The organism is Nocardioides faecalis, assembly GCF_018388425.1.
Classification (GTDB): Bacteria; Actinomycetota; Actinomycetes; order Propionibacteriales; family Nocardioidaceae; genus Nocardioides; species Nocardioides faecalis.
On the sequence record NZ_CP074406.1, the window covers coordinates 641,484 to 667,277 of the forward strand.

Annotated in this window: 23 protein-coding genes; 14 read left to right on the forward strand and 9 right to left on the reverse strand. The window is 72.7% G+C overall.

Annotated features, from left to right (window positions below; all coding sequences use genetic code 11):
* Positions 1-65 precede the first annotated feature (65 nt).
* From KG111_RS18435 to KG111_RS03000, 4 genes are read left to right on the forward strand one after another with little or no spacing between them, the layout of a single operon-like run.
* Positions 66-1,196: a resuscitation-promoting factor gene (locus tag KG111_RS18435; RefSeq protein WP_205292779.1), complete on the forward strand. Its 1,131-nt coding sequence runs from the start codon at positions 66-68 to the stop codon at positions 1,194-1,196.
* A gap of 17 nt (positions 1,197-1,213) precedes the next feature.
* Complete coding sequence (rsmA, locus tag KG111_RS02990; RefSeq protein WP_205292778.1) at positions 1,214-2,245, forward strand: 16S rRNA (adenine(1518)-N(6)/adenine(1519)-N(6))-dimethyltransferase RsmA; 1,032 nt, start codon at positions 1,214-1,216, stop codon at positions 2,243-2,245.
* Positions 2,246-3,163, forward strand: coding sequence for a 4-(cytidine 5'-diphospho)-2-C-methyl-D-erythritol kinase (locus KG111_RS02995; RefSeq protein ID WP_205292777.1), 918 nt, complete (start codon positions 2,246-2,248; stop codon positions 3,161-3,163).
* Positions 3,156-4,985 (forward strand): ABC-F family ATP-binding cassette domain-containing protein, encoded by a 1,830-nt coding sequence (locus KG111_RS03000; protein ID WP_205292776.1) that lies wholly within the window; start codon positions 3,156-3,158, stop codon positions 4,983-4,985. Before KG111_RS02995 ends, KG111_RS03000 begins: the two co-directional genes overlap by 8 nt.
* Before the next feature lie 26 nt (positions 4,986-5,011).
* On the opposite strand, the gene KG111_RS03005 is transcribed toward KG111_RS03000, so the two are convergent.
* A complete protein-coding gene (locus KG111_RS03005; protein WP_205292775.1) occupies positions 5,012-5,500 on the reverse strand; it encodes a MarR family winged helix-turn-helix transcriptional regulator in 489 nt (162 codons plus the stop codon).
* A 68-nt stretch (positions 5,501-5,568) separates the two neighbouring features.
* Here KG111_RS03005 and KG111_RS03010 point away from each other — a divergent pair, with 68 nt between their 5' ends.
* Positions 5,569-6,492 carry an alpha/beta fold hydrolase gene (locus KG111_RS03010; protein ID WP_205292774.1) on the forward strand — a complete coding sequence of 308 codons (924 nt, stop codon included), beginning with the start codon at positions 5,569-5,571 and terminating at the stop codon, positions 6,490-6,492.
* A gap of 17 nt (positions 6,493-6,509) precedes the next feature.
* Positions 6,510-6,986, forward strand: a complete 477-nt coding sequence (locus tag KG111_RS03015) for a hotdog fold domain-containing protein (RefSeq protein ID WP_205292773.1) — start codon at positions 6,510-6,512, stop codon at positions 6,984-6,986.
* 3 nt (positions 6,987-6,989) lie between these two features.
* Here KG111_RS03015 and KG111_RS03020 read toward each other — a convergent pair whose 3' ends face one another.
* The 6 genes from KG111_RS03020 to KG111_RS03045 all read right to left on the reverse strand — a co-directional run bounded on the left by KG111_RS03020 (position 6,990) and on the right by KG111_RS03045 (position 11,244).
* Positions 6,990-7,307, reverse strand: a complete 318-nt coding sequence (locus tag KG111_RS03020) for a hypothetical protein (protein ID WP_205292772.1) — start codon at positions 7,305-7,307, stop codon at positions 6,990-6,992.
* Positions 7,308-7,405: 98 nt separating this feature from the next.
* Positions 7,406-8,263 (reverse strand): amino acid ABC transporter permease, encoded by an 858-nt coding sequence (locus KG111_RS03025; protein ID WP_205292771.1) that lies wholly within the window; start codon positions 8,261-8,263, stop codon positions 7,406-7,408.
* A complete protein-coding gene (locus KG111_RS03030; protein ID WP_205292770.1) occupies positions 8,263-8,916 on the reverse strand; it encodes an amino acid ABC transporter permease in 654 nt (217 codons plus the stop codon). Before KG111_RS03030 ends, KG111_RS03025 begins: the two co-directional genes overlap by 1 nt.
* Positions 8,917-9,025: 109 nt before the next feature.
* Positions 9,026-9,910: a glutamate ABC transporter substrate-binding protein gene (locus KG111_RS03035; RefSeq protein ID WP_205292769.1), complete on the reverse strand. Its 885-nt coding sequence runs from the start codon at positions 9,908-9,910 to the stop codon at positions 9,026-9,028.
* Positions 9,911-9,947: 37 nt separating this feature from the next.
* Positions 9,948-10,724 (reverse strand): amino acid ABC transporter ATP-binding protein, encoded by a 777-nt coding sequence (locus tag KG111_RS03040; protein ID WP_275890232.1) that lies wholly within the window; start codon positions 10,722-10,724, stop codon positions 9,948-9,950.
* A 121-nt stretch (positions 10,725-10,845) separates the two neighbouring features.
* A complete protein-coding gene (locus KG111_RS03045) occupies positions 10,846-11,244 on the reverse strand; it encodes a hypothetical protein (RefSeq protein ID WP_205292768.1) in 399 nt (132 codons plus the stop codon).
* A 72-nt stretch (positions 11,245-11,316) separates the two neighbouring features.
* Here KG111_RS03045 and miaB point away from each other — a divergent pair, with 72 nt between their 5' ends.
* The 5 genes from miaB to KG111_RS03070 all read left to right on the forward strand — a co-directional run bounded on the left by miaB (position 11,317) and on the right by KG111_RS03070 (position 19,208).
* Positions 11,317-12,807, forward strand: a complete 1,491-nt coding sequence (miaB, locus tag KG111_RS03050; protein ID WP_205292767.1) for a tRNA (N6-isopentenyl adenosine(37)-C2)-methylthiotransferase MiaB — start codon at positions 11,317-11,319, stop codon at positions 12,805-12,807.
* Positions 12,808-12,989: 182 nt separating this feature from the next.
* Positions 12,990-15,305 carry a WecB/TagA/CpsF family glycosyltransferase gene (locus KG111_RS03055; RefSeq protein WP_205292766.1) on the forward strand — a complete coding sequence of 772 codons (2,316 nt, stop codon included), beginning with the start codon at positions 12,990-12,992 and terminating at the stop codon, positions 15,303-15,305.
* A complete protein-coding gene (locus KG111_RS03060) occupies positions 15,298-16,869 on the forward strand; it encodes a sugar transferase (RefSeq protein ID WP_205292765.1) in 1,572 nt (523 codons plus the stop codon). The genes KG111_RS03055 and KG111_RS03060 overlap by 8 nt, the downstream gene beginning before the upstream one ends.
* Positions 16,870-16,951: 82 nt before the next feature.
* On the forward strand, positions 16,952-18,343 hold the full coding sequence (locus tag KG111_RS03065) for a tyrosine-protein kinase domain-containing protein (protein WP_205292764.1): 1,392 nt from the start codon (positions 16,952-16,954) through the stop codon (positions 18,341-18,343).
* Between the two features lies 1 nt (position 18,344).
* Entirely contained in the window at positions 18,345-19,208 is an 864-nt protein-coding gene (locus KG111_RS03070) for a glycosyltransferase family 2 protein (RefSeq protein WP_205292763.1), read from the forward strand.
* 36 nt (positions 19,209-19,244) lie between these two features.
* On the opposite strand, the gene KG111_RS03075 is transcribed toward KG111_RS03070, so the two are convergent.
* Complete coding sequence (locus KG111_RS03075; RefSeq protein ID WP_205292762.1) at positions 19,245-20,366, reverse strand: glycosyltransferase family protein; 1,122 nt, start codon at positions 20,364-20,366, stop codon at positions 19,245-19,247.
* Positions 20,363-21,811: a lipopolysaccharide biosynthesis protein gene (locus KG111_RS03080; protein ID WP_205292761.1), complete on the reverse strand. Its 1,449-nt coding sequence runs from the start codon at positions 21,809-21,811 to the stop codon at positions 20,363-20,365. The genes KG111_RS03075 and KG111_RS03080 overlap by 4 nt, the downstream gene beginning before the upstream one ends.
* A gap of 43 nt (positions 21,812-21,854) precedes the next feature.
* Between KG111_RS03080 and KG111_RS03085 the strand changes: the two genes are divergently transcribed.
* From KG111_RS03085 to KG111_RS03095, 3 genes are all read left to right on the forward strand, one after another.
* A complete protein-coding gene (locus KG111_RS03085) occupies positions 21,855-23,183 on the forward strand; it encodes an O-antigen ligase family protein (protein WP_205292760.1) in 1,329 nt (442 codons plus the stop codon).
* Positions 23,161-24,210: a glycoside hydrolase family 6 protein gene (locus KG111_RS03090; protein ID WP_205292759.1), complete on the forward strand. Its 1,050-nt coding sequence runs from the start codon at positions 23,161-23,163 to the stop codon at positions 24,208-24,210. Before KG111_RS03085 ends, KG111_RS03090 begins: the two co-directional genes overlap by 23 nt.
* A gap of 69 nt (positions 24,211-24,279) precedes the next feature.
* Positions 24,280-25,767 carry a winged helix-turn-helix transcriptional regulator gene (locus tag KG111_RS03095; protein ID WP_205292758.1) on the forward strand — a complete coding sequence of 496 codons (1,488 nt, stop codon included), beginning with the start codon at positions 24,280-24,282 and terminating at the stop codon, positions 25,765-25,767.
* Positions 25,768-25,794 lie beyond the last annotated feature (27 nt).

The following is a 25,794-nucleotide window of genomic DNA, read 5'->3' on the forward strand; positions in this document are numbered from 1 at the left end:
GACACGTCGAGCATCGGAGAGCAGTGCCTGCTGGTCGCCCCGCCCTGTCTGTCCTGTCCGCGCCCGTGCGACGGCTGGCTTCGAGCCGCCGTGCCCTGATCGCCACGATCGCCGGTGCCGTGCTCGTCGCCGGCGCCGTCACGGTGGGTTATGCCGCGATGACCACGGAGGTCACCCTCTCGGTCGACGGCGAGGAGCGCACCGTCACCACCTTCGGCGACACCGTCAGCGACGTGCTGGAGGCCGCCGACGTCGAGGTCGGCGAGCGCGACGTGGTACAGCCCGGCGTGCACGAGGACGTCGACAGCGGCGACCGGGTCGCGGTGATCTTCTCCCGCCCCATCGAGCTCACCATCGACGGCGAGACCAGCACCCGCTGGGTCACCGCCACCGACGTCGACAGTGCCCTGGACCAGCTCGGCGTCGTCGAGGCCGGCGCCCGTCTCTCCACCAGCCGCAGCGCCGAGATCAGCCGCCGCGGCACCGAGATCGAGGTCGTCACCCCCAAGAAGATCCGGTTCGCCCTGGCCGGCGCCAAGCCGGTGACCCGCGAGGTCGCCGCGCTCACCGTGGCCGAGGCGCTCGACGAGGTCGGCGTCGACGTCGACCGCCACGACCGCGTGAAGCCGAAGCTCGACACCGAGGTCGAGGACGGCGACCGGATCACCTACACCGACATCGAGGTCGACCGCCGCAAGGTGAAGGGCGAGAAGTTCTCAGTGCCCACCAAGCGGGTGGACGACGACTCACTGCTCAAGGGCGAGACCGAGGTCGAGCGGGCCGGCGCCCCCGGCCTGCGGGACGCCACCTACCGCGTCGTGAGCCGCAACGGCGACGTCGTACGACGCACGCTGGTGAAGTCCGACGTCACCAAGCGCCCCGTCGCCAAGGTGGTCCGCGTCGGCACCAAGGAGCCGGCCCCGGCTCCGGCCGCTCCCGTGGCGCGTGGCGGCTCCGGCGTGTGGGACCGCCTCGCCCAGTGCGAGTCCGGCGGCAACTGGTCGATCAACACCGGCAATGGTTACTACGGCGGGCTGCAGTTCAACCTGGGCACCTGGCGCGCCTACGGCGGCAAGGGCTACCCGCACCAGGCCTCGCGGGAGACCCAGATCGCCATCGCGACCAAGCTCCGCGACGCCAGCGGCGGCTACGGCCCGTGGCCGGGGTGCGCATCGAAGCTCGGCCTGCCTCGGTGAGTCACTAGGCTGGGGGCATGCCTGACACCTCCGCGCCGCGGCTGCTGGGCCCGGTCGAGGTTCGGGAGCTCGCCGCGCGCCTCGACCTGCGGCCCACCAAGCAGCGCGGCCAGAACTTCGTCATCGACGCCAACACCGTGCGCCGGATCGTCCGCGAGTCCGGCGTGCGGCCCGGCGAGGTGGTGCTCGAGGTCGGGCCGGGCCTGGGCTCGCTGACCCTCGCCCTGCTCGATGCGGGCTGCGAGGTGACCGCGATCGAGGTCGACCCGCTGCTCGCCGGCGAGCTGCCGACGACGATCGCCGACTTCGCCCCCAGCCACACCGACCAGGTCCGGGTCGTGCTCGCCGACGCGCTGACCGTGACCACGGTGCCCGGCCCGCCGCCGCAGGCGCTGGTGGCGAACCTGCCGTACAACGTCTCGGTGCCGGTGCTGCTGCACCTGCTCGCGCTGCTGCCCTCGCTCGAGCACGGCCTGGTGATGGTGCAGGCCGAGGTTGCCGACCGGCTCGCCGCGACCCCCGGGTCGAAGACGTACGGCGTGCCCTCGGCCAAGGCCGCCTGGTACGCCGACGTGCGCCGTGCCGGCGCGATCGGGCGCAACGTGTTCTGGCCGGCCCCCAACGTCGACTCCGGTCTCGTGGCGTGGACCCGCCGGGAGCCGCCGACCGACCGCGTCAGCCGGCAGCAGGTGTTCGCCGTCATCGACGCCGCCTTCGCCCAGCGCCGCAAGGTGCTGCGGGGCGTGCTGCGCAACCTCGCCGGCGGCGCGGAGCGGGCCGAGGCCGCGCTCGAGGCCGCGGGCGTGGACCCGCTGGCCCGGGGCGAGTCGCTGGGCATCGACGAGTTCGTCGCGATCGCGATCGCCCTCACCGAGCTGCCCGAGCCGGTCGAGGCCGCAGAACCCACCGAGGCCATCGAGTCCGCCGGGTCCACCGGGTCCACCGAGTCCGCCGAGCCCACCGAGCCCACTGACACCGCCGAGCCGGTCGAGGCCGGGGCGGGCACCCCCGGCGAGACACCCGCTCAGCCCCAGGAAGAGATCGACTGAATGTCCTCCCAACGCGTCGAGGGACTGCCGCCGGTGACGGTGCGGGCCCCCGCCAAGATCAACCTGCACCTGGGCGTGGGCAGCCCGCGCCCCGACGGGCTGCACCCGCTGTCCACCGTCTACCAGGCTGTCGGCCTGTACGACGACGTCACGGTCGTCGACGCCCCCGACTGGTCGGTGGAGCTGACCGAGCAGGTGCCGGGCGTGCCGCTGGACGACGACAACATCGTGATCCGGGCCGGCCGCGCCCTGGTCGCCCACCACGACCTGGACCTCGCTGCCGCGATCACCATCGCCAAGGGCATCCCGGTGATGGGCGGCATGGCCGGCGGCTCCGCGGACGCCGCGGCCACCCTGCTCGCCCTGGACCGGCTGTGGGACCTGCAGACCACCGATGAGGATCTGCTGCGGATCGCGGGCACCCTGGGCAGCGACGTGCCGTTCGCGCTGCTCGGCGGCACCGCCCTGGGCACCGGCCACGGTGAGCAGGTGGAGCCGGTCCCCGACGCGACCTCGGTGTGGTGGGTGGTGGTGCTCTCCGGAGAAGGTCTGTCCACGCCGGCGGTCTACCGGCACTTCGACGAGCTCAGCCCGGACGCGCCGGCCGAGCCGCCGGTGCCCGAGGGGCTGATCGCCGCGCTCGCCGACGGGGACGTGGACGAGGTCGGCGACCTGCTGGCCAACGACCTGTGGCCCGCGGCCCGTGACCTGCGCCCGGACCTCGTCGACGTCGAGGTGGCGCTGCGCAGCCTGTCGCCGTCCGGGGTGCTGCTGTCGGGCTCGGGGCCCACCCTGCTGGTGCTGCACGACGAGGTCGACGACGCGCGGGCCACCGTCGCCGCGCTCGCCGAGCAGGGGATGACCTGCACGATCGCGCCCGGCCCGGTGGCCGGCGCCCACGTGGTGACCTATGTCTGAGGCCGCATCCGGACGCAGCCTGGTCAACCTGGAGCGAGTCTCGAAGTCCTACGGCGTGCGCCCGCTGCTCACCGACGTCTCGCTGGGCGTCGGGCCGGGCCAGCGCATCGGCATCGTCGGGCGCAACGGCGACGGCAAGACCACCCTGCTGCGGGTGATGACCGGCGCCGAGGAGCCCGACGACGGCCGCGTCTCGCGTCAGCGCGGCCTGTTGGTGGGCGTGCTGACGCAGCGCGACGACTTCGTCGACACCCACACCGTGCGCGAGGTGGTGCTCGGCGGCATGGCCGACCACGAGTGGGCCGCCGACTCCCGCTCGCGGGAGATCGTCGAGGTGCTGCTGGCCGATGTCGAGCTGGACCGCGCGGTCGGCGGGCTCTCCGGCGGCGAGCGGCGTCGCTGCGCGCTGGCCGGGCTGCTGCTCGGCGACCACGACCTGATCGTGCTCGACGAGCCGACCAACCACCTCGACGTGGAGGCGGTCGCTTGGCTCGCCGAGCACCTGGCGGCGCGTTCCTCCGCGCTGGTCGTGGTCACCCACGACCGCTGGTTCCTCGACGCGGTGTGCCAGCAGACCTGGGAGGTGCACGACGGTGTCGTGGACCTCTACGAGGGCGGCTACGCCGCGTTCGTGCTGGCGAAGGCCGAGCGTCAGCGCCAGGCCGCGGCCAGTGAGCAGCGGCGCCAGAACCTGGTCCGCAAGGAGCTGGCCTGGCTGCGCCGCGGGGCGCCGGCGCGGACGTCGAAGCCGAAGTTCCGCATCGACGCCGCCAACGCGCTGATCGACGACGTACCGCCGCCGCGCGACTCCCTGGAGCTGCAGCGCTTCGCCACTCAGCGCCTGGGCAAGGACGTCATCGACCTCGAGGACGTCGACCTGGTGCGCGGCGAGAAGGTGCTGCTGGACCACGCGACCTGGCGGCTGGGCCCCGGTGACCGGGTCGGGCTCGTCGGCGTCAACGGCGCCGGCAAGACCTCCGTGCTGTCCCTGCTCTCCGGTGCCACCGCGCCGACGACGGGCAAGGTCAAGCGCGGTCGGACCGTGGCCCTGGAGCACCTCACCCAGGACGTGGCCTTCGAGGATCCCGAGGCCCGGGTGCTGGCCACCGTGGAGTCGATCCGGCGGGTCACGAAGACCCTCGACGGCGAGGTCTCCGCCAGCTCGCTGCTGGAGCGGTTCGGCTTCACCGGCGACAAGCTCACCGCCCGCCTGGGTGACCTCTCCGGCGGCGAGCGCCGCCGCTTCCAGCTGCTGCGGCTGCTGCTCAGCGAACCCAACGTGCTGCTCCTCGACGAGCCCACCAACGACCTGGACATCGAGACGCTCAACGTGCTCGAGGACTTCCTCGACGGCTGGCCCGGCACGCTCGTGGTGGTCTCCCACGACCGGTACTTCCTCGAGCGCGTCACCGACTCCGTGTGGGCGCTGCTCGGCGACGGCCGGATCTCGATGCTGCCCCGCGGCGTGGATGAGTACCTGGAGCGCCGCAAGCACGCCGAGTCGGCACCTTCCGTCCCCCGAGTCGGGAGCTCCGGTCCGTCGAGTCCGCACCTTCCGTCCTCCGGTACGACGACCTCGGCCGCCCCCGGCCCGGCGCGGTCGGGCTCGGCGGAGGAGCGCGCGGCCCGCAAGACCGTGGCCCGGCTCGACAAGGTGCTGGCGCGTCTCGCCGAGCGGGAGGCCGAGCTGTCCGAGGAGCTGGCCCAGCACGCCACGGACCCCGAGAAGCTGACCTTGCTGTCCGCTGAGCTGGGTGCGCTGGCGGAGGAGAAGGAGGCCGCTGAGATGGAGTGGCTGGAGGCTGCCGAGCTGCTGGAGTAGCCGGCAGCCCGGAGCGCCGGCTCGGCTCAGTCGCCGAAGGGCAGCAGCAGCCGGCGCAGCAGGTCCGCCAGCTGCGCCCGGTCGTCGTCGGAGAGCCCGGCGAGCAGGTCCCGTTCGGCCTGGACCAGTGCCGCGAAGGCGCCGTCCACGGCTTCCTTGCCCTCGGGGGTGAGCCGGACCAGCACGCCGCGGCGGTCGGAAGGGTCGGGGTGCCTCTCGACCAGGCCGCGCGAGGCCAGCCGGTCCACCCGGTTGGTCATGGTGCCGCTGGTGACCAGGTTCTCGCGCAGCAGCCGCCCCGGCGAGAGCTCGTACGGCGACCCGGCCCGGCGCAGCGCGGCGAGCACGTCGAACTCCCACAGCTCGATGGCATGGGCGGTGAACGCCTGGCGCCGCGCCCGGTCGACGTGGTGGGCGAGGCGGGAGATCCGGCTGAAGACGGCGATCGGCGCGAGGTCGAGGTCGCTGCGCTCGCGCGCCCACGCCTCGATCAGCTCGTCGACCTCGTCCTGCATGGGTGGAGCCTAGCGAACCGGTCGAGAATCTTGATCTCAAGACTTCCGGTGCGCCGTAGGCTTCCCGCGTGAGCCGACGTACGACGGTCCTGGACGAGGTCACCCTGGTCGGTCTCTCCTGGGGGCCGATGGAGGACAGGTCGGTGCCGCTGGCCGTGCTGCTGCACGGCTTCCCGGACACCGCGCACACGTGGCGCCACCTCGGGCCCGCGCTGGCCGGGGCCGGCTACCGGGTGCTCGCGCCGTTCACCCGCGGCTACGCGCCCAGCGGTGTGCCGGGCGACGGCAGCTACCACGTGCCCGCCCTGATGCACGACGCCCTCGGCCTGCACCGCGCCCACGGGGGCGACGAGCGGGCCGTGCTGGTCGGGCACGACTGGGGTGCGATCACCGCGAACGGCATCGCCGCCTCGGCCGCCAACCCGTTCCGCACGATCGTCGCGCTGGCGGTGCCGCCGTTCACGGCGATGAACCCGCGCCGCGACGACGTGCTCGGGTGGCTGCGGATCCTGCCCCGGCAGGCCGCGATGAGCTGGTACACCCTGTTCAACCAGCTCCCCGCCATGCCCGAGCGCACCTTCGAGCGTCTCGTAGCCCGGCTGTGGCGCACCTGGTCGCCCGGGTACGACGCCACGGAGGACCTCGCGCTCCTCGCCGAGTCGCTGCCCGACCGCGACCGCCGGGCGGCTGCGGTGGGCTACTACCGCGCCCAGCCGCGGCGCTGGCGGCTGCCGGCGGGCTACCGGGAGCTCGCCGGCGACGTGTTCGCCGCGCCCCGGGTGCCGCTGCTCTATCTGCACGGCGCCGAGGACGGCTGCTTGGACGTGCGCTGGGCCCGCAGGATCGGGGACGCCCTGCCGCCCGGCAGCCGGGTCGAGGTGGTCGAGGGCGCCGGGCACTTCCTGCAGCTCGAGCGCCCCGCGGCGGTCAACGAGCGCATCCTGGACTTCGTCGCGGCATCGGCGGGCGCCTCCCCACCAGGTGGTTACTGACGAGTAATCTCGGGTCCATGTCCCAGGTACATACCCTCTGGAAGACGACCACCGGGCTCCCGGTCGTCGGCGCCACCCTCGGCAAGCGGCTCTTCTCCCTCGCGTTCGCGCAGAAGGCGCCGTACTTCGCCTCGATCCGGCCGCAGGTCACCGAGCTGCGGCCGAACCACGCCGAGGTGCTGATCCGCAAGCGGCGTCGCGTGCACAACCACCTCGGCACCGTGCACGCGATCGCGCTGTGCAACGGCCTGGAGATGGCGATGGGCGCCCTCGCCGAGGCCTCGGTGCCTCAGGACAAGCGCTGGATCCCCAAGGGGATGACGGTCTCCTACGCAGCCAAGGCGACCGGCGACGTCACCTGCATCGCCGAGACCGACCCCGAGCAGTGGGCCGGGCTCGGCGACCTGGGTGTCCGGGTGCGCGGCGAGCTCGCCGACGGCACCGTGGTCATCGAGGGCGTCATCGACCTCTGGGTGACCCCGAAGCGGCGCTGAGCCTCAGGCGGAGGACTCGTCGGCGGTGTCGGCGTCGGGGGAGTCGCCGCGGGTCGCCTCGGTCTCGGTGTCCTCGCCCTCCAGTGCGGCGGCAGGGATCTCGTCCGTGGCCGGGTTGCGCGTCGGGTCGAGGTCGCGCGGCTCGGCGCTGTAGGCACCCTCGCCGCCCACCCCGGGCACCGCGTGCGGCCCGCCGGGCGGCGGCTCCTGCGGCTCTGCCTTCGGCTTCGGACGCGGGGCCAGCGACTGCCCGGTGTCGTCGTTGGGGTCGGCGGTGGGGGAGACCTCGTTGGTCCCTCCGCCCTGGGGCTGCTCACTCATCGTCGAGCTCCTCTCTCACGCGCGGTCGGTGGTGGCGCGTGCCACCGGAGCACCTGAGGGGGAGGTAACCGTCCCCGAGCCGTCCATCCGGGGCCGCGTCAGATCCTGCCGGTCTGCGCGTCCATCCCGGCGGCGGCCGTGACCACGTCGATGCGGCGCTCGCCCACGAACCGCTTCTGGATCCAGGTGGCCAGCGCGGTCAGGACCAGGTTGACCCCGATGTAGAGCACGGACAGCACGACCGCCGTCTGGAAGTGGGTGCCCGAGAACTCGGTCCACATCGCCTTGCCGACGGCGGTGAGGCCGGGAGCGGTGATGTAGTAGCCGAGGCTGGTGTCCTTCAGCGCCACCACGCACTGGCTGATGATCGCGGGCAGCATGATCTTCACGGCCTGCGGGAACAGCACCAGCGTCATCACCTGCGTCTTGCGCATCCCGATCGCGTACGCCGCCTCCGCCTGACCCTTCGGCACGGCGAGGATGCCGGCCCGGAAGACCTCGGCCAGCACCGCGCCGTTGTAGAGGGTCAACGCGATCACGACGGACCAGTAGGCGCCGAACCCGCCGCCGACACCCCAGGTGAAGAACACGAAGATCATCAGCAGCAGGACGGGCACCGCGCGGAAGAACTCCACGACCAGGCTCGCAGCCCAGCGCACGGGGCGGTGGTCGGAGAGCTTGCCGACGCCGAAGACCACGCCGAACACGACCGCGAGGATGATCGCCGAGAACGCCATCTGCAGCGTCTTCAACAGGCCGTCGACAAGGAGCGCCTCGACGAACTTCGGGGTGACGAACTGTTCCCACTTGTCGTAGGTCAGCTCACCCTCGGAATCGAGGAAGAGGTAGATGCCGGCGGCGGCGGCGAGGAGGCCGGCCACGGTCAGGATCGAGTAGAGACGGTGCCGCGCGACGGTCTTCGGCCCGGGGGCGTCGTACAGGACGGAGCCGGCCATCAGCGTGCCACCCGCCAGCGTCGTTCGAACGTCACCGCGACCAGCGAGATCAGCTCCACCAGCACGATGTATCCGATAGCGAAGACCGCGAAGATCGCGAGCGTGTCGTCACCGTTGCGGTTGACGAAGTAGCGCATCCGCGCGGTCGCCTCGAGCAGGCCGAAGACCGCCACGACCGAGGTGTTCTTGGTCATCGCGATGAGGGTGCTCGCCAGCGGCGGGACGGCCGCGCGGAACGCCTGGGGCAGCACCACGAAGCGCATGTTCTGTCCGAAGGTCATCCCGATCGCTCGCGCCGCCTCGGCCTGACCGAGCGAGACGGCGTTGATGCCGGAGCGCAACGCCTCGGCGACGAAGGCCGAGGTGTAGAAGGAGACCGCGATCACGCCCTTGACCAAGAACGGGGTGCCGACCAACAAGCCCAGGTTCGGTGCGGCGAAGAAGATGAACACGCAGACCAGCAGCAGCGGGGTGTTGCGCACCAGCGTCACGTACGTCGACGCGGCGATCTGCAGCACCCGGACCGGCCCGACGCGCATCGCGGCCAGCAGGGTGCCCAGGACCATCGAGACCATCCCGGACAGGACGGCCAGCTGGATCGTCAGCCAGAAGGCCTTGAGCACCAGGTCGAAGTTGGAGTACACGTCGTCCACGTCATGTCCTCCTGTCGGGGTCGGGCCTCACGGGGGTCTCTCCTGGTCTTCGCCGTCCTCGGGCTCGGCGGCCGAAGCCGCCGAGCCCGAGAGACGAGAGGGGTGGTTGTTACGCGCAGGCGTCTGCCTTGGGCGGCTCCGGCGTCTCGACGCCGGACTTGCCCAGGGTGACCTCGAAGGCCTTGGCCCAGTCGCCGTCCTTCTGAGCGGCGCTCAGGGTGTCGACGATCCACTCGCACATCTCCGGGGAGTCCTTGGAGTAGCCCACGCCGTAGCGCTCCTCGGAGAACGGGTCCACGACGACCTTGAGGTCGTCGGGGTGCTGGGCGGCGTAGCCCAGCAGGATGGCGCCATCGGTGGTCATCGCGTCGACCGTGCCGTTGAGCACCTGGTCCACGCACTCGGAGTAGGTGTCGAAGCCGCGCGGCGTGGCGCCCTTGGCCTCGATGTTGTCCAGGGAGGTCGAGCCGGTCACCGAGCAGACCTCGGTGCCCTTGACGTCGTCGATGGTGTCGATGTCGCTGTCGGAGCGGACCAGGAGCTGCTGGCCGGTGACGTAGTACGGGCCGGCCTGGCCCACGACCTCGCGGCGCTCGTCGGTGATGGAGTACGACGCGATGACCAGGTCGACCTGGCCCTTCTCCAAGAACGCCTCACGGTTCGCCGAGATGGTCTCGACCCACTCGATGTCGTCGGGGTCGATGCCGAGGTCGGCGGCGAGGACCTTGCCGATCTCCGGGTCGAAGCCGCTGGGCTTGTCGTCGGTGGCGCCCTTGAACCCGATGCCGGGCTGGTCGAACTTCACGCCGATCCTGATCTTCCCGTCGTCGGCGAGCTCCCGCATCCGGGTGCCCTCGTCGAACTGGGAGGCGGCGTCCTTGCGCACGTCGACGTCGATGCCCTCGTCGTCGTCGTTGCCCGCGTCGCCGCAGGCGGCGAGGCTGCTGGCCAGCACCAACGCGGCTGCGGCCGTGAACGTTCTCCTGAGTCGCATTTTCTCGCTCCTTCTCCGGGGCCTGGTGCCCACTGGGTCAGTGCTTGAGGATCTTGCCGAGGAAGTCCTTGGCCCGATCGCTCTGTGGGTTGGTGAAGAACTCCTCCGGGGAGGCGGTCTCCACGATCCGTCCGTCGGCCATGAACGCCACCCGGTTGGCGGCGGTGCGGGCGAAACCCATCTCGTGGGTCACCACGATCATCGTCATCCCGCGCCCGGCGAGGTCGACCATGACCTCGAGGACCTCGCTGATCATCTCCGGGTCCAGGGCGGAGGTCGGCTCGTCGAAGAGCATCACCTTCGGCTCCATCGCCAGTGCGCGGGCGATGGCGACCCGCTGCTGCTGGCCGCCGGAGAGCTGGGCGGGGTACTTGGTCGCCTGCTCGCCGACCCCGACCCGGTCGAGCAGCTCGTGGGCGCGTGCCTCGGCGTCGGCCTTGGAGTGACGGCGGACCTTCACCGGCCCGAGCGTGACGTTCTCCAGGATCGTCTTGTGGGCGAACAGGTTGAAGCTCTGGAAGACCATGCCCACGTCGGCACGGTGGCGGGCCAGGGCCTTGCCCTCGGCCGGCAGCGGGGCGCCGTCCACCCGGATCTCACCCGCGTCGATGGTCTCCAGCCGGTTGATCGTCCGGCACAGCGTGGACTTGCCCGAGCCCGAGGGGCCGATCACCACGACGACCTCGCCCTGGTCCACGGTGAGGTTGATGTCGGCCAGGACGTGCAGCTCGCCGTACCACTTCTGCACGTCGATCATCTCGACCAGAGGGCTGCCTGCGCCGCTCCGCACAGCAGCGTCGTCGGGGGTGGTCATTCCCGGGAACCTAGCGGGCCGGTGGCGGGGGGGCTAGGGACACACGCCGACGAGACCAATTCGTAACAGGGCCTCGCCAGCCCGTGACGAAACCACCGGCGCGGCACCGTGCCGCACGAGCTCAGAAGATCGAGGGCCCCACGCTCAGTGCGAGACCGACCAGGATGGACAGGCTCGCCAGGGCGGCCGCGCGCCCCGGGGACCGCACGCCCGGGGCCGCCGAGCCGTCGGCGGGCAGCGGCTCCAGGCCTATCTCCGCACGCCACTCGTCTTCCTCCGCGCGCCACTGCTCCGGCGGCACCGCCGCCTCCAGCAGCGCCCCGATGCTCAGAAGCAGCAACGTGAAGCAGCCTCCGGCGATGGTGACCATGGTGAGGATCGCCGAGGTGCCGCGGGTGCCGGTGCCGAGCATCAGGCCCGCCCCGAGTGCGATGGAGACCGCCAGGGCGAGCAGGCCGAGGGCTCGCCCGACCTGCACGTTGTTGCGTGCCAGGTAGCTCTGCTGGTCCTCGCCGGCCATGGTTTCGAGCCTAGGGGAGGCAGCGCGTGCGATTCGGGCCAGGGCAGGCACTCGCCGTACTCTTGGGCGGTCATGAGCAGCGCGCGCACGTACCAGGTCCGCACCTACGGGTGCCAGATGAACGTGCACGACTCCGAGCGCCTCTCCGGCCTCCTGGAGGACGCCGGCTACGCCGCCGCCCCCGAGGGCGAGCAGGCCGACGTCGTCGTGTTCAACACCTGCGCGGTACGCGAGAACGCTGACAACAAGCTCTACGGCAACCTCGGCCACCTGGCCCCGGTCAAGGCGTCGCGGCCCGGCATGCAGATCGCCGTCGGCGGCTGCCTGGCCCAGAAGGACCGCGCCACCATCACCGAGCGGGCGCCGTGGGTCGACGTCGTCTTCGGCACCCACAACATCGGCTCGCTGCCGGTGCTGCTGGAGCGGGCCCGGGTCCAGGCGGAGGCGCAGGTCGAGATCCTGGAGTCGCTCGACGTCTTCCCCTCCACGCTGCCCACCAAGCGCGAGTCCGCCTACGCCGCCTGGGTCTCGGTCAGCGTCGGGTGCAACAACACCTGCACGTTCTGCATCGTCCCCGCGCTGCGCGGCAAGGAGAAGGACCGCCGCCCCGGTGAGATCCTCGCCGAGGTCGAGGCACTGGTCGCCGAGGGCGTCAGCGAGATCACCCTGCTCGGCCAGAACGTCAACGCCTACGGCGTGGAGTTCGGCGACCGGCAGGCCTTCTCCAAGCTGCTGCGCGCCTGCGGCGACATCGAGGGCCTGGAGCGGGTCCGGTTCACCAGCCCCCACCCGGCCGAGTTCACCGACGACGTCATCGAGGCGATGGCGCAGACGCCGAACGTGATGCCGAGCCTGCACATGCCCCTGCAGTCGGGCTCCTCCAAGGTGCTCAAGGACATGCGCCGCTCCTACCGGCAGGAGAAGTTCCTCGGCATCATCGAGCGCGTCCGCGCCGCGATGCCCGACGCCGCGATCACCACCGACATCATCGTCGGCTTCCCCGGTGAGACCGAGGAGGACTTCGCCGAGACCCTCAAGGTGGTCCGGGAGGCCCGGTTCGCCAGCGCCTTCACCTTCCAGTACTCCAAGCGCCCCGGCACCCCGGCGGCCACCCTGCCCGACCAGATCCCGCCCGAGGTCGTCCGCGAGCGCTACGAGCGGCTCGCCGCGCTCGTCAGCGAGATCGCCTGGGAGGAGAACAAGTTGCTGGTCGGCCGCGAGGTGGAGCTCATGGTCGCCGAGGGCGAGGGCCGCAAGGACCGCGAGACGCGGCGGCTGTCGGGTCGCGCCCCCGACAACCGGCTGGTGCACTTCGAGGCCGACTTCTCGGCCGTGGGCGGGGAGCCGCGCCCCGGCGACATGGTCAGTGTCGAGATCTCCTACGCCGCGCCGCACCACCTCGTCGCCGACGGCCCGGTGCGCGCGCTGCGGCGGACCCGCTCGGGCGACGCCTGGGAGCGTCGTGCAGGCGCCCCGGCGGACGACGCGCCCCGCCCGGTGGGCCTCGGCATGCCCTCGCTCGGCGTGCCCGCGCCGCTGCCGGACGCACCCGTCTGCGGTTGAGCGGCCCGGTCCCGGACCGCACCGGGACGAGAGGCCCACGAGGAATGGCGACTCGGCCCCCGGGGTCCTGCGCCGTAGCGCCCTGGGACCTGGCTAGGATCGGCGCGACCTGACGGGGGGAACCGCTCAGGCGTGCGCGCTTCGGTTGCGACACGCAGTGACCGAGGGGAGCCTCCTCGCCCGTGGGACCCGACATCTCGCCCAGCACGGGGCCGGTGGCGCCGGACGCGGTGCCGTGGCGCTCCCGCTACCGACGCAAGGTCGCGGTGGTGGACCTGGTCGCGCTGCTGGCGGCGGCCACCGGGGCCTGGCTGCTGCGGTTCGAGTCGGGGCTCGGCGGCGAGGTCGACGCCCTGCGGGGCGCCGCCGGCGTCAGCCACCTCGTCCTCTCCGTCGTCATCGCCCTGCTGTGGTGGCTGGTGCTGGCCTGGATCCAGTCGCGTGACCTGATCGTGGTGGGCCGCAGCCTGGACGAGCTGCGTGCCATCGCGCGTGCCACCGCGGTCATGGTCGGCCTGCTGGGCAGCGCCGCGCTCCTGTTCGCGGTCACTCCCTCGCGCGGCTACCTCGCCGGCGTCTTCGGCCTCGGGGTGCCGCTCCTGCTGCTCGGCCGCGGCCTGCTGCGCCGCGGCCTGCAGCGGCAACGTCAACGCGGTCGCTCACAGGCGCGCGTGCTGGTGATCGGCACGCTGCGCTCCGCCCGCCGTGTGGCGCGCACCTTCCGGACCGACCCGGTGCAGGGCTACCAGGTCACCGGCGTGTGGACCCCGGACAGCGCGGCCGACGAGGAGTCGCTGCTCACGTTGCCCACCGACGAGCCTCGTCCGTGGATCCCCGTCCTGGGCAGCACGCACGAGGTCTTGGAGGCCGTCGCCGTCGCCGCAGCCGACACCGTCATCGTCACCGACAGCGAGCAGCTGGGCCCCGACGGACTGAGCTCGCTGGCCTGGTCGCTGGAGAGCCTCGGGGTGGACCTGCTGGTCTCGCCGAACGTCGTGGGAGTCGCCCCGCCGCGGATCAGCATCCGCGACATCTCCAACGTGCCCTACGTGCACATCGAGTCCCCGCGCTCCAAGGCCGCGGCGGGCCTGCGCAAGCTCAGTCTCGGACGGGTGCTGAGCGCCGTCGCCCTGGTGGGCCTCAGCCCCCTGCTGGCCGGGATCGCCCTCGGCGTCCGGCTGTCCGGCCCCGGCCCGGTGCTCGAGCGGCACCGCCGTGTCGGGGCCGGCGGCACGCCGTACTCGCTCCACCAGTTCCGCATCACCCGGCCGGGCGCGTCCTCGACCGGACGCCCGGAGGCCCTGGACGTCACCGACGACCCGCGGCTGACGCGGTTCGGTGCGTTCCTGCGCCGCTACGGCCTCGACGAGCTGCCCCAGCTGTTCAACGTGCTGCGCGGCGAGATGAGCCTCATCGGCCCGCGGCCGCTGAGCCCGGAGCAGTACGCCTCGATCCCCGAGGCGCACGCACAGCGGCGTCTGCTCGTGCGTCCTGGCGTGATGGGGGTGTGGCGCACCACCGGCGAGACGGTGCCCACGGTCGAGGAGATGACCAGGCTCGACCTGGAGTACGTCGACAACTGGTCGCTGACCAGCGACCTGGGCATCGGGCTCCTGCTGGCGCGGCGCCTGGTCTCCCGGTTCTTCCTGCTGCGGGTCGTCCGGCGCTGGCAGGCACGCCTGCTCGCGGGCTCGCCCGACAGCGCGGTCCGGCTGAGGCTGGACGCCCGCGGCGAGGTCCGGCTCAACGACTACCCGCTGTTCACCGGCAGCCTGGTGGCGTTGCTGGAGAAGGTCGAGGACCTGCTCGCCTTGCGCCGGCCGACCCTGATGGTGACCACCAACGTGGACCAGATCCTCGACCTGGAGCGACAGGCCAAGACCGTGGACGTGTACGACGCCGCGGACGTGATCGTGCTCGACGGCATGCCGGTCGTACAGCTGGCCCGGATGCTCGGCGCCGACGACGTGCACCGGCACACCGGAGCCGACCTGCTGCCGCTGCTGGCCGCGGAGTCGGTCGCACGCCGCTGGCGGATCGCGGTGATGGGCGGCGCCGACGACGTGGCGCAGCGCGCCGTCGCGGCGCTGCGCACGGCGCACCCCGGCACGACGATCGACGCCGTCGACTTCCCGCTGCTCGACGGGCTGGAGGACCCTGCCTCGCTGAAGGTCATCGAGGACCTGCGTGTCCTGGACCCCGACATCGTGTTCGTCTGCCTCGGCGCCCCCAAGCAGGAGCTGTGGTACCTGCAGTGGCGAGAGCTGCTGCCGCCGGCGCTCTACATCGGTGCCGGGGCCGCCGTCGACTTCGCCGCCCAGCAGGTGACCCGGGCGCCGGTGGTGCTGCAGCGGCTCGGCCTGGAGTGGACGTGGCGCCTGGCCCAGGAGCCACGGCGGCTGGCCGGGCGCTACCTGGCGAAGGGACCGAGATTCCTGTGGGTGATCGGTCGCTCCCTGCTGCGCCGCGACGGAGCCCAGCAGGACTACCGTGGCTGAGCCGACCGGCCCCGGGCCGGGGTCGGAGCCGTCGGTCCGAGGGGGCGACTCCCTCGCGGTCCGGGGCGTGGGCAGCGACTGGACGTCCCCCGAAGAGGTCGCAGCACGGATGGTGCGCTCCTCGGACCGTCCGCTGAGCGGGACCTGGCGTGACCGCTACGTCCGCTACGTCCGGACCGGGGACGTGGCCGGTCTGGTGCTGGCCGGTGCCGTGGCGACCCTGGTCCGCTACCAGCGGGACGGGCTCGTCGGCGTGCCCGAGGTGGACGCGCGTTACGCGCTGATCAGCCTGGGTCTGGTCGCGGTCTGGGCGCTCACGCTGCGCTGGGTGGGCGTCTACGACCGCAAGGTCCTGGTCGAGGGCGACGAGGAGTACCGTCTCGCCGCCCGTGCCGCGGTGCTCACCTTCGCGGTCGCCGCCAGCGTGGCCACCCTCGTCACCTTCGGCCTCTCCCGCCTCTACCTGGCGATCTTCCTCGGCACCGGCCTGCTCGCCACCCTGGGGACGCGCAAGGTGTTGCGCACGGTGCTGGCACGACGCCGGCTGGCCGGTCGCTCGCTCAACCGGGTGCTCGTCATCGGTGGGGCGCGTGCCGCGCGGACGATGGCCGCCTCCTTCGCCGCCCACCCCGCCGCCGGCTACCACGTGCAGGGCGTGTGGTGGCCGACCCGATCGGCCCACTACGGCTCGGTGATCGAGGTGGCCGGGAACCAGGTGCGCTCCTACGGCTGGGACGCCACGCTGGAGGAGGCGCTGGAGGGCGTGGGTGCCGACACGGTCATCGTGACCGACACCGAGCTGCTGGGCAACGAGGGCCTCAAGGCGCTCGGCTGGGCGCTCCAAGGATCCGGGATCGACCTGCTGCTCTCGCCGAACGTGGTCGACGTGGCCGGCCCGCGCGTGCACGTGCGGGCGGTGGCGAACCTGCCGTTGCTCCACCTCGACGAGCCGCAGTTCGCCGGCGCCGCCCAGATCGGCAAGGTCGCCTTCGACAAGGTCGTCGCCTCCGTCGCGCTGCTCCTGGCCAGCCCGCTGCTGCTCGTCACTGCACTGGCCGTCAGGGCGACCAGCCCGGGGCCGGTGCTCTACGGCTCGCGCCGGGTGGGGGTGGGCGGCCGGGAGTTCCGGATGCTGAAGTTCCGCACGATGGTCGACGGTGCCGACGGACTGGTCGCCGACCTCTCCCACCTCGACACCGGCGCGGGACCCCTGTTCAAGGCGAAGGACGACCCACGGGTGACCCGGGTCGGCCGGGTGTTGCGGCGCTACAGCATCGATGAGCTGCCACAGCTGTTCAACGTGCTGCGCGGGGACATGAGCCTGGTGGGGCCGCGACCGCCGCTGCCCTCGGAGGTCGCCGGCTGGGCCGACGGCGTGGAACGCCGGCTGCTGGTGCGTCAGGGGATGACCGGTCTGTGGCAGGTCAGCGGCCGATCCGACCTGCAGTGGGAGGACGCCGTACGCCTGGACCTGGACTACGTGGAGAACTGGTCGATGACCCGGGACCTGCAGATCATCTGGCGCACCGTGCGGGCTGTGCTGCGTTCCGACGGCGCGTACTGAACCGACCGCCCGCCTGGGCCGCCCGGCTGTGGGAGGATGCGGCCGGCATCGCCGACCGGACGTGCCGAGAGGGGGCGGGACGGTGGACCTGCGCGACTACCTGCTGTTGCTGCTGCGTCGCTGGCCCCTGTTCGCCGCGGTCCTCGTCGCTGCCGCGGGAGCGCTGGGCCTCGGCTCCCTGGCCATCGACCCGACGTACCAGGCCACCTCGTCGGTCTACGTGCACGCCCAGCTCGTCGAGCCCACGGTCGCCGACCGGGAGGCCGGGGACAAGATCGTCCAGGGTCGGCTGAAGAGCTATGCGGAGGCGGCGACCTCCGAGTCGGTGCTGCGGCCGGTCATCGACCGCCTCGACCTCGATGGCGACTACGCCACGCTGAGCCGCACGGTCGAGGCCCAGGTGGCCAGCGACTCGAGGATCATCGCGATCACGGTGCGCTCCACCGACCCCGAGCAGGCGGCGGCGATCGCCAACGGCATCGCCAAGCAGCTCCCGCTGAGCGCGGCGGCGATGGACGGCGAGACCAGCGCGGTCACCGCCACCATCCAGTTCAGCCCGGTGCAGCGGGCGCTCGTGCCGGCCGACCCGGTGGCCCCCAACCGCAAGCTCATCGGCGCCGTCGCCCTGCTCGTCGGGCTGTTCCTCGCCATCGCCGTCGTCGTGCTCGTGGAGACCTTCGACACCCGGCTCCGGCGCGGGGACCAGGTCGCCGGCAGCGGGGTGCGGCTGCTGGGCGGGATCCCGCGGGTGCGCGGCGCGGCCGCCAAGGAGCTGATCGGCAACCGGACCCCGGTCGAGGTGGCCGAGCTCTACCGCACCATCGGGCTCGAGGTGCTGTTCAGCGCCGGCTCGCTGCCGCTGGCCCTCGTGGTCACCGGGGTCCGCCCCGGGTCCGGCGCCACCACCGTCGCCGCCGACCTGGCCACCTCGTGGTCGGAGGCGGGCAACCGGGTGCTCTACGTCGACCTCGACGTCTCGGGCAGCCGGCTGGCCCCGCTGGTCGGCGTCCCCGACACCGCAGGGCTCTTGGACGTGATGGCCGGGCGCGTGGACCTCGACATGGCCCTGTTCTACTGGGACGAGGGCGGGTTCTCCGTGCTCCCGCTCGGCTCCGGGCAGCTGAACGCCGCCGAGATGCTCGGCGGCAAGCAGATGCGTCAGCTGCTCGAGCTGCTCTCCGAGCTCTTCGACGTCGTCGTCTTCGACACGCCGCCGATGCTGCACTCGCCGGTCACCGGCATGCTGCTGCGGCACGCGCCCAACGCGGTGGTCGTCGCGCAGGCCGGCCGCACCCGGCTCGCCGAGTTCGAGCAGACCGCCGCGGCGGTGCGTCGTACCGGAGCCCGGGTGCTGGGTGCGGTGCTCACCCGCACGCCCCGGGGGATCGACGCGCCCCACGGTGCGGACCGGTCACGGGGCTCCTCGCGGCCCGAGCGCGAAGCGGACCCGGCGTGGATGTCGGGGGAGGACTGAGATGAGGCTGCTGGTCGTCACCCCGATGCACGACGAGGAGGACAACGTCGCCGGGCTGTGCGCCATGCTCCGGGCGCAGACCTTCCAGGACTTCGACTGGTACGTCGTCGACGACGGCTCCACCGACGAGACCGTGCCGCGCTTGCGCGCCGCCGACGTCGAAGGGCGTGCCCGACTGGTCTCCAAGGCCAACGACGGCGGCCTGATCGGCGGCTCGGCCTACACCTCGTGGCGCTACGGCGTCAGCGCCGCGCTGGCCGAGCGGGACGACTACACGCACGTGATGAAGCTCGACGCCGATGTACGGCTGGCCCCTGACTACCTGGCGCGGATCGTGCCGCAGGCGAGCGGGGACGTGGGGATCGCCGGCGGGATCATCGTCTCGGCGGGCATGGCCGAGCAGAAGTTCCACGTGCCCGGCCCGGTCAAGCTGTTCACCCGCGCGGCCTACCACCACGCCGAGACGCTGCCGGCGGCGATCGGCAACGACGTGATGGACGAGGTCGCGGTCGCCGAGGCCGGGCTGCGCACCCTGGTCGACCCGGCGGCGCGTTTCGAGCTGGCGCGCGAGATCGGGGCCAGCGAGGGACGGGTGCACGGCCGCTATCGCAACGGCCGGGTCTGCCGCTGGACCGGCTACGACCCGCTCTACTTCCTCCTCCACGTCGCGCGGTACGCGCTGCGCCGCCCCTACCTCGTCGGCGCCCTCGCCATCCTCTGGGGATACCTGCGCGCGGGCGCGGGTCCCTACCCGGCGACCCTGAAGGTGGCGCACGCCCGGATGCAGCGGGCCAAGCTGCGTCACGCCGTCGGGCGCCCAGTCGACTTCTACCGACGCGCCTACCAGGTGCCGGACCGGGCCTGAGCCGGCCTACGCGGCCGGGCTGAGCAGGTCCGGCGCTCAGCGGTTCCGCGGCGAGTGCCGACCGAAGGCGGGGTCGGCGACCAGAGCGGCGCGGTTGGCGCGCTGGTCGGCGAGCGGGTCCCGCGTGCGCGGCGGAGCGGGAGCGGCCCGCACGGTGCGGTAGATGCGCCGGTGCAGGTCCGCGTGCGTCGCCCAGTCACGGCGGGACAGGTCCGGACCGGCGGTCGGCCGGGAGGCGGTCGCGGCGTAGGCCGCGGCCAGCACCTGCGCGGTCAGCGGGCCGTCGTACAGGTGCAGCCAGTCGGCGCCGACCTCCGCACGGATCGCCAGGTTCGCCGCACTGGACGGCGCCAGGACCGGGGTGCCGAGGCTGAGCGCGTAGAGCAGCGCCCCGGAGTTGTACATGGCCCGGTAGGGCAGCACCACCAGCCGGTGGCGGCGCACGAGCGCGGCCAGCTCGACGTCCGGCAGGTGCCGCTCGTCCAGGGTGACCGCGGTGGTGCCGTCCACGGCAGCGCGCAGCCGGGCGCCGTACGCCTCGTCCACCGGCCGGCCGGCCAGCACGGTCGGTACGCCGGCCTCGCCGGCGGCCGCGACCAGGGTCTCGATCTCCTTGTACGGGCGCAGCAACCCGAAGAGCAGCGCACCTTCGTGCACGTCCGCGGCCTGGGCGGTCTGGGCGGCCTGGGCGGGCGCGTGCGCGCGCAGCCAGTCGGTGTAGTCGGGGTGCAGCGCCACGACGCCGAGCGCGGTGTCGTTGTCGGCCGACTCGTTGAGGTAGACCCGGATCGAGGTCAGCCGGTCCAGCCGGCGGGTCACGAAGCGCTCGAGCCGGCCGGTGCCCTCGTGGGTGGCCACGTTGTGCCAGGTGCGCACCACCGGCACCCGGCGACGTCGGACCCGGCCCAGCAGCCACAGCGTGAGCAGGGTCTTGATCGCGGTGCGCAACGGGTTGGCGCCGTGGGCGAGCTGGTGCGGCCACTGCACGTGGAGCACGTCGAGACGCCCGCGCAGCGCGTCGGCGGGGGTCAGGAAACGCACGTCCACGCCGTCGGGGCCCGCCGTGACCCCGGCGACGAGCTGGTGGAGGTAGGGGTTGTCGGCGTCCTTGAGCGGGCCGGTGGAGAACAGCACGACCGGCCGGCGCGCGGACGTCATGCCGGCCTCGGGAGCATGGCCCTGACATAGCCGGCGCCGTCGGCGACCAGCGCCCGAGCACGGGGCACGAGCAGGCTCAGCGCGGCGACGGCGACCCAGAGCGTCGAGAGCAGCAGCAGCTCCACGGCCACCGGTCCGGGCACCGGTCGCCCACCCAGCCACGCGACCAACGCGGTCGCGGGCGCCACTGCGAGGACCCCGGCGAGGCTCAGCCGCAGAAGCGGCCACGGGCTCACCCCGACCGCCGGTGCGGTCACCAGCACGTTGGTGCCGAGCAGCAGGACCTGGCCCACGACAGCCGCCCACGCCACCCAGATGGCGCCCTGGGAGACCACCGCGAACATCAGCACCACCATGATCGTGCGGGCGCCCAGCTCGGCGCCGAGGATCAGGCCGGGTCGGCCGTGGGCGAGCAGGATCCAGTAGTAGACCCGGGAGGCGCTCTCGAGCAGGCCGGCCACGCACAGCACCCGGACGAACGGCACCGCGCTGTCCCAGCCTGCGCCGAGGGCGACCTCGACCAGGCTGGGCGCGGTCGCGATCAGGTAGCCGAACAGCGCGACCAGGGCGGTGCCGAGCATCGCCTGCGCGCGGTGCACGGCGCGGGAGAAGGAGGCCGGGTCGTCGAGCCGGGCCCGCAGGTGCGGCAGCACCACGCGGGTCAGCGGTGCCCCGACCTGCTGCGCCGGCACCCGGGCGACCTGGAAGGCCCGGTTGTAGACACCGACGGTGGCCGGGCCCCACGTGCGGCCGACCACCAGCTGGTCCAGGTTGGTGCTCAGGTAGTTGACGACGCTCGCGGCCAGCGAGAGGGAGCCGAAGCGCAGCAGGCCCCGCATCGGCTCGCCCCGCCGGGGCAGCCCGGGACGCCAGCTGCTCGCGCCCGCCACCAGGACCAGCACGAGGACCGCGGCGCAGACCTGCTGCACCACCAGCCCCCACAGCCCGCCGCCGGTCAGGATCACGACCAGGCCCGCGACCAGGCCGCCGAGCTGGCCGACGACGTCGGTGACGGCCAGGGCGGTGAAGCGGTGGGCTCGGTTCAGCTCGGTGCGGAAGTGGCCGGCGAAGCCGTTCGCGACGAACACCAGCGCGATCCACGCTGCCACCTGACCGACCTGCGGCTCGTCGTACAGGTGCACGAACAGGGGGGCGAGCGCGACCACGACGAGCCCGGTCAGCACGCCGATGCCGGAGGTGAGCCAGAACAGGTTCGAGCGCTGCCCGTGGGTCAGCTCTCCCGCCTGCAGCGCCGCCAGGGAGAGGCCGAAGTCGCCCAGCACGTAGGCGACGCCGACCACCGCGGTCACCATCGCCACGATCCCGAAGTCCTGCGGATCGAGCAGCCGGGAGAAGACGACCAGGGCTAGGATCTGCACGCCGTACTTCGTCCACTGCCCGGCCAGGGTGACCATCGCGTGCCAACCGGCCGAGCGAGAACTCACACGATCGCCTTTCTGTCAGCCCACAGGAGCAGCCTCAGTGCCGGTGCCGGTCGCGACGGTCCGAGCCGGGCCCATCGTAGGGGCGCCTGCGCGCCGCGCCTGGCTGCGGTTCAGCGCCGACGGGTTCGCCGGGTTGATCCTGGCCCTGCTGTGGCTGCGCTGGATGGGGAACTACGTCCTCAACTCGCTTCTCGGTGACAAGCGGTTCGTCCCGATCGGGGAGACCGCCGTGGTGCATCCGGTGGCCGAGGGCGCCGGCCGGGTCTTCCTGCTCCTGCTGCTGGCCGCCTGCGCGGCCGCGGTGCTCTTCCGGATGAACGAGATCCCGCGGGCCGGGCTGGGCAGGATCGCCGTCGTGCTCGCGCCCTGGGCGGTGATCGCGGTCCGCGACGCCGCCAACGGACTGGTCCGGCCCGAGACGTTGATGCTGCCGCTGCTGGTGCTCGCCCTGGCCGCCCTTCGTCCCAGCGCGGACGTGCTGCGCTGGGTCGGGGTCATGGTCGGTCTCACCGCCGTCGGGTCGTTGGTGCTCGGCCTGCTGGTGCCCGAGGGCGGCATCGTGCGGGAGGCGTCGGGGGAGTACCGGGCGGCCGACAAGGCGCTGGTACCCGCAGCGGGTCTGCTGCAAGGGATGTTCGGGTCGGAGAACAGCCTCGCCCTGTTCCTGACGCTGGGCCTCGCCATGGTGTTCCTGGTCCGCCCCCGGTGGCTGGCGGTGTCGTTCGTCGTCGCCCTCTGCTTGGCGGTGCTGTGGTCCTCGAGCCGCAGCGGCCTGCTCACCTTGAGCGTGGTGCTCGGCCTGGCCGGCGTGTGCGCGCTGCTGCGCAGTCGCGCGCTCGACCGAGCGCTGAGCCTGGTGCTGCTGGGCGCCGTGACGGGCCTGCTCGTCGTCGGCGCCTGGTTGCCGCTGCAGCCATGGAAGGAAGAGGCGTTCACCACCCGGGGCGGCATCTGGCGCGGCTCCCTGGACACGTGGCTGGGCCAGGCGGAGCTGCTCGGTCTCGGGTCCGACTGGTACGAGCGTGTGGCGCGCACCGCGACCACACCCTTCAACGGCGGGACCTACCACGGCCACAACGAGCTCGTGCACCTCGGCGTCACCGGTGGGGTGCTCCTGGTCGTCGCCACCGCGCTGTGGTTCGGCGTCCAGGTGGCCGCCACCGTGCACCCCCGTCGCGACTCGTTCGTCACCGCGGGGCTGCTCGCCGCTGCGCTGGTCGTGGGCGGCTTCCTCGAGGTGCCGCTCGGGCAGGTGGACCGCTCGCCGTTCTGGCTGGTGGGCCTGGTCCCGCTGACCATCCTGCTCTTCGACGCCGGCCGGCCCGCGCGTCCCGACCCGACGGAGCGCCGTGAACCGCAATCGCAGGGCTGATCGCACCCGGCGCCGGCCGATCGCGGTCGCGGTCAGTCTCGCCCTCGTCGTCGTGGCGGCGATGCTGCTCGCCGTCAGCGGGCTCACCGACACCCTCGACGTCGGCGGTGCCTTCCGTCGTCCTGCCCCGATCGTCGAGGTCGCCGACGATCCCTACACCGACCGGCCGCTGCACGTGGACCCCAGCTCGCAGACGGCGCGGGCGGCGATGGACGACGACCGCTTCGTCGCCCTGGCGGCGACGCCGCAGGCGAAGTGGTTCACCGACTGGACCACCGCCGAGACCATCGAGGCCGAGCTCGGCACCTACCTCGCCGGGGCCGGCGCCCGCCAGGAGCTCGCGGTGGCGGTCCTCTACCGGATCCCGGAACGGGACTGTGGATCGCACGCGGCAGGCGGGGCCGCGGACCACGACGAGTACCGCGCCTGGATCGACGGCGCCGCGCGGGCGCTCGAGGGCCAGCAGGCCATCGTGGTGCTGGAGCCCGACGCCGTCGGACAGCTGGACAAGTGCACCACCGGCCGCGCCGAGCTGCTCCGCTACGCCAGCGACCGCCTCGGCTCCACCGGCGCCTGGGTATACATCGACGGCGGCCACTCCCGCTGGGTCGAGCCGGACGAGATGGCCGAGCGACTGCAGCAGGTCGGCATCGAGCACCTGCGTGGCTTCACCACCAACGTCGCCAACTTCCGTGCCACCGAGGACGAGCGCGAGTACGGCGAGCAGGTGGTCGCCGAGCTGACCCGGCTCGGCATCGAGGAGAAGCGCTTCGTGATCGACACCGGCCGCAACGGCGGAGAGGTCAGCGACGACGAGTGGTGCAACCCGCCCGGAGCCCGGCTGGGGCGCGCACCTGCCCTGCTGTTCGACGGTGCCTGGGACGCCGCGCTGTGGATCAAGAGTCCTGCCGAGTCGGACGGGACCTGTCACGGCGGACCCCGCACCGGGTTCTACGACCAGCTCGCCCTGATGCTGATGGGAGAGCCGAATGCGATCGAACGCCGAGCGAGCCGCCGCAAGGGGTGAATCAGGTCGCGCTGCATGGAGTGCGGACGACCTGCTCCGCTCACGGCGCGTCGTTGCTAGCCTGACCCGGTGACCACGAGCCGGGGTGTAGCCGTCGCCGTCGAGGCCGACGACGGTGCTCGGGCACAGCTCAAGGAGCTGCTGACCCAGGCGGGCTTCGACGTCGTGGCCGTGGCGGACGGTTTCGCCGGCGTCGAGGCGGTCCGGCAGAACGCACCGCTGGTGACGACCGTCGACCTTGCTGCGGGCGGGATCGACGGCATCGAGGTCGTCAAGCGGATCCGCTCGTTCAGCCCGACCTTCATCGTGATGGTCACCCACTCCGACGACGAGGTGGACCTGGTCCAGGCGCTCAACGCCGGCGCGGACGCCTACATCGCCCGTCCGTTCGGCCTGCGTGAGTTCCGTGCGCGGCTCGAGGCGATCCTCCGCCGCGCCGACGCCTCGTTCCTGGAGTCCGCCGCGCAGGCCGCCGCCGCCCGCGCCGAGTCCCTGGACGCGGCGCAGCTCGACGCCCCGTCGCAGGCGCCCTCCGGCACCGACCAGCGTCTCGCGGACGGTCGCCTCGACGACCCGCACGCGACCGGCCGCGGCCACCGTCCCCTGGCGCCCCGGCGGTCGAGCACCCTGCGACGGACCCGCCCCCGCCAGCACCCGGCTGCCGCACCGGACGTCTGGACCGCACCGGAGCGCGCCCGCACCCAGCCTGCCGCCGTCAACGAGCCCGAACCGGTCGCACCGCCCGTCGAGCCGCCCCTTGACTCGATGATGGTGCCGGTGCCGGTGCCCTACGAGGTGCCGCCGCCCGTCGATCCCGTGGTCGAGCCGGTCCGGTACGACGTGCGGCCTGTCGAGCCGTCTGCCCAGGCGCCCTTCCAGCCGTCCTTCCAGCCGCCCGTCGCCCCGGCGCCGGTGTCGTATGAGCCCCCGCCGGTGGTCGCGCCGCCCGTGGATCCCGTGGTCGAGGCGGGGCGCTACGAGGCGCCGCCGGCGGTGGAGTCGCCCGTCGAGCCGCTCGTGGAGCCGCTCGTGGAGTCGGGGCCGACGCTCCCGGCTGAGCCCGAGCCCGATGCCGCAGCCGTGCAGCCGGAGCCCCTGCCCGAGCCGGTCGCGCTCGTTGCCGCGGCGCCGGCGCCGACGTCCGCGCCGCCGCTCGTCGACGAGGTGGCGGAGCAGGTGCCCCAGCCCACCTCCCAGCCGACCTCCCAGCCCGCGCCGGCGGCCGCTGGCCGACCCGAGGAGTGGGAGCACTTCCAGGGCCTCTCGGTGAGCCGGGCGCAGCGCCAGGTCCAGGTGGACGGTGTGCCCGTCGAGCTCTCCCACACCGAGTTCGACCTGTTGGCCTCGATGCTCACCTCCGGCCGGCGGATCCGCAGCCGCGCCGAGCTCGCCATCCTGATCGGGGGAGGCGACCGGGGTGCGCACCTCGACGACACCGCCCGGCGTCGCGCCGACGCGGTCATGGGGAGCCTGCTTGCCAAGCTCGGCGAGAACGCGGACGCCGCTCGGTGGATCGAGGCCGTCCCCGGGGTCGGCTACCGCCGTACCGCTCGGTGAGACCTTCTCTGGCCCGTCTCCCGAAAA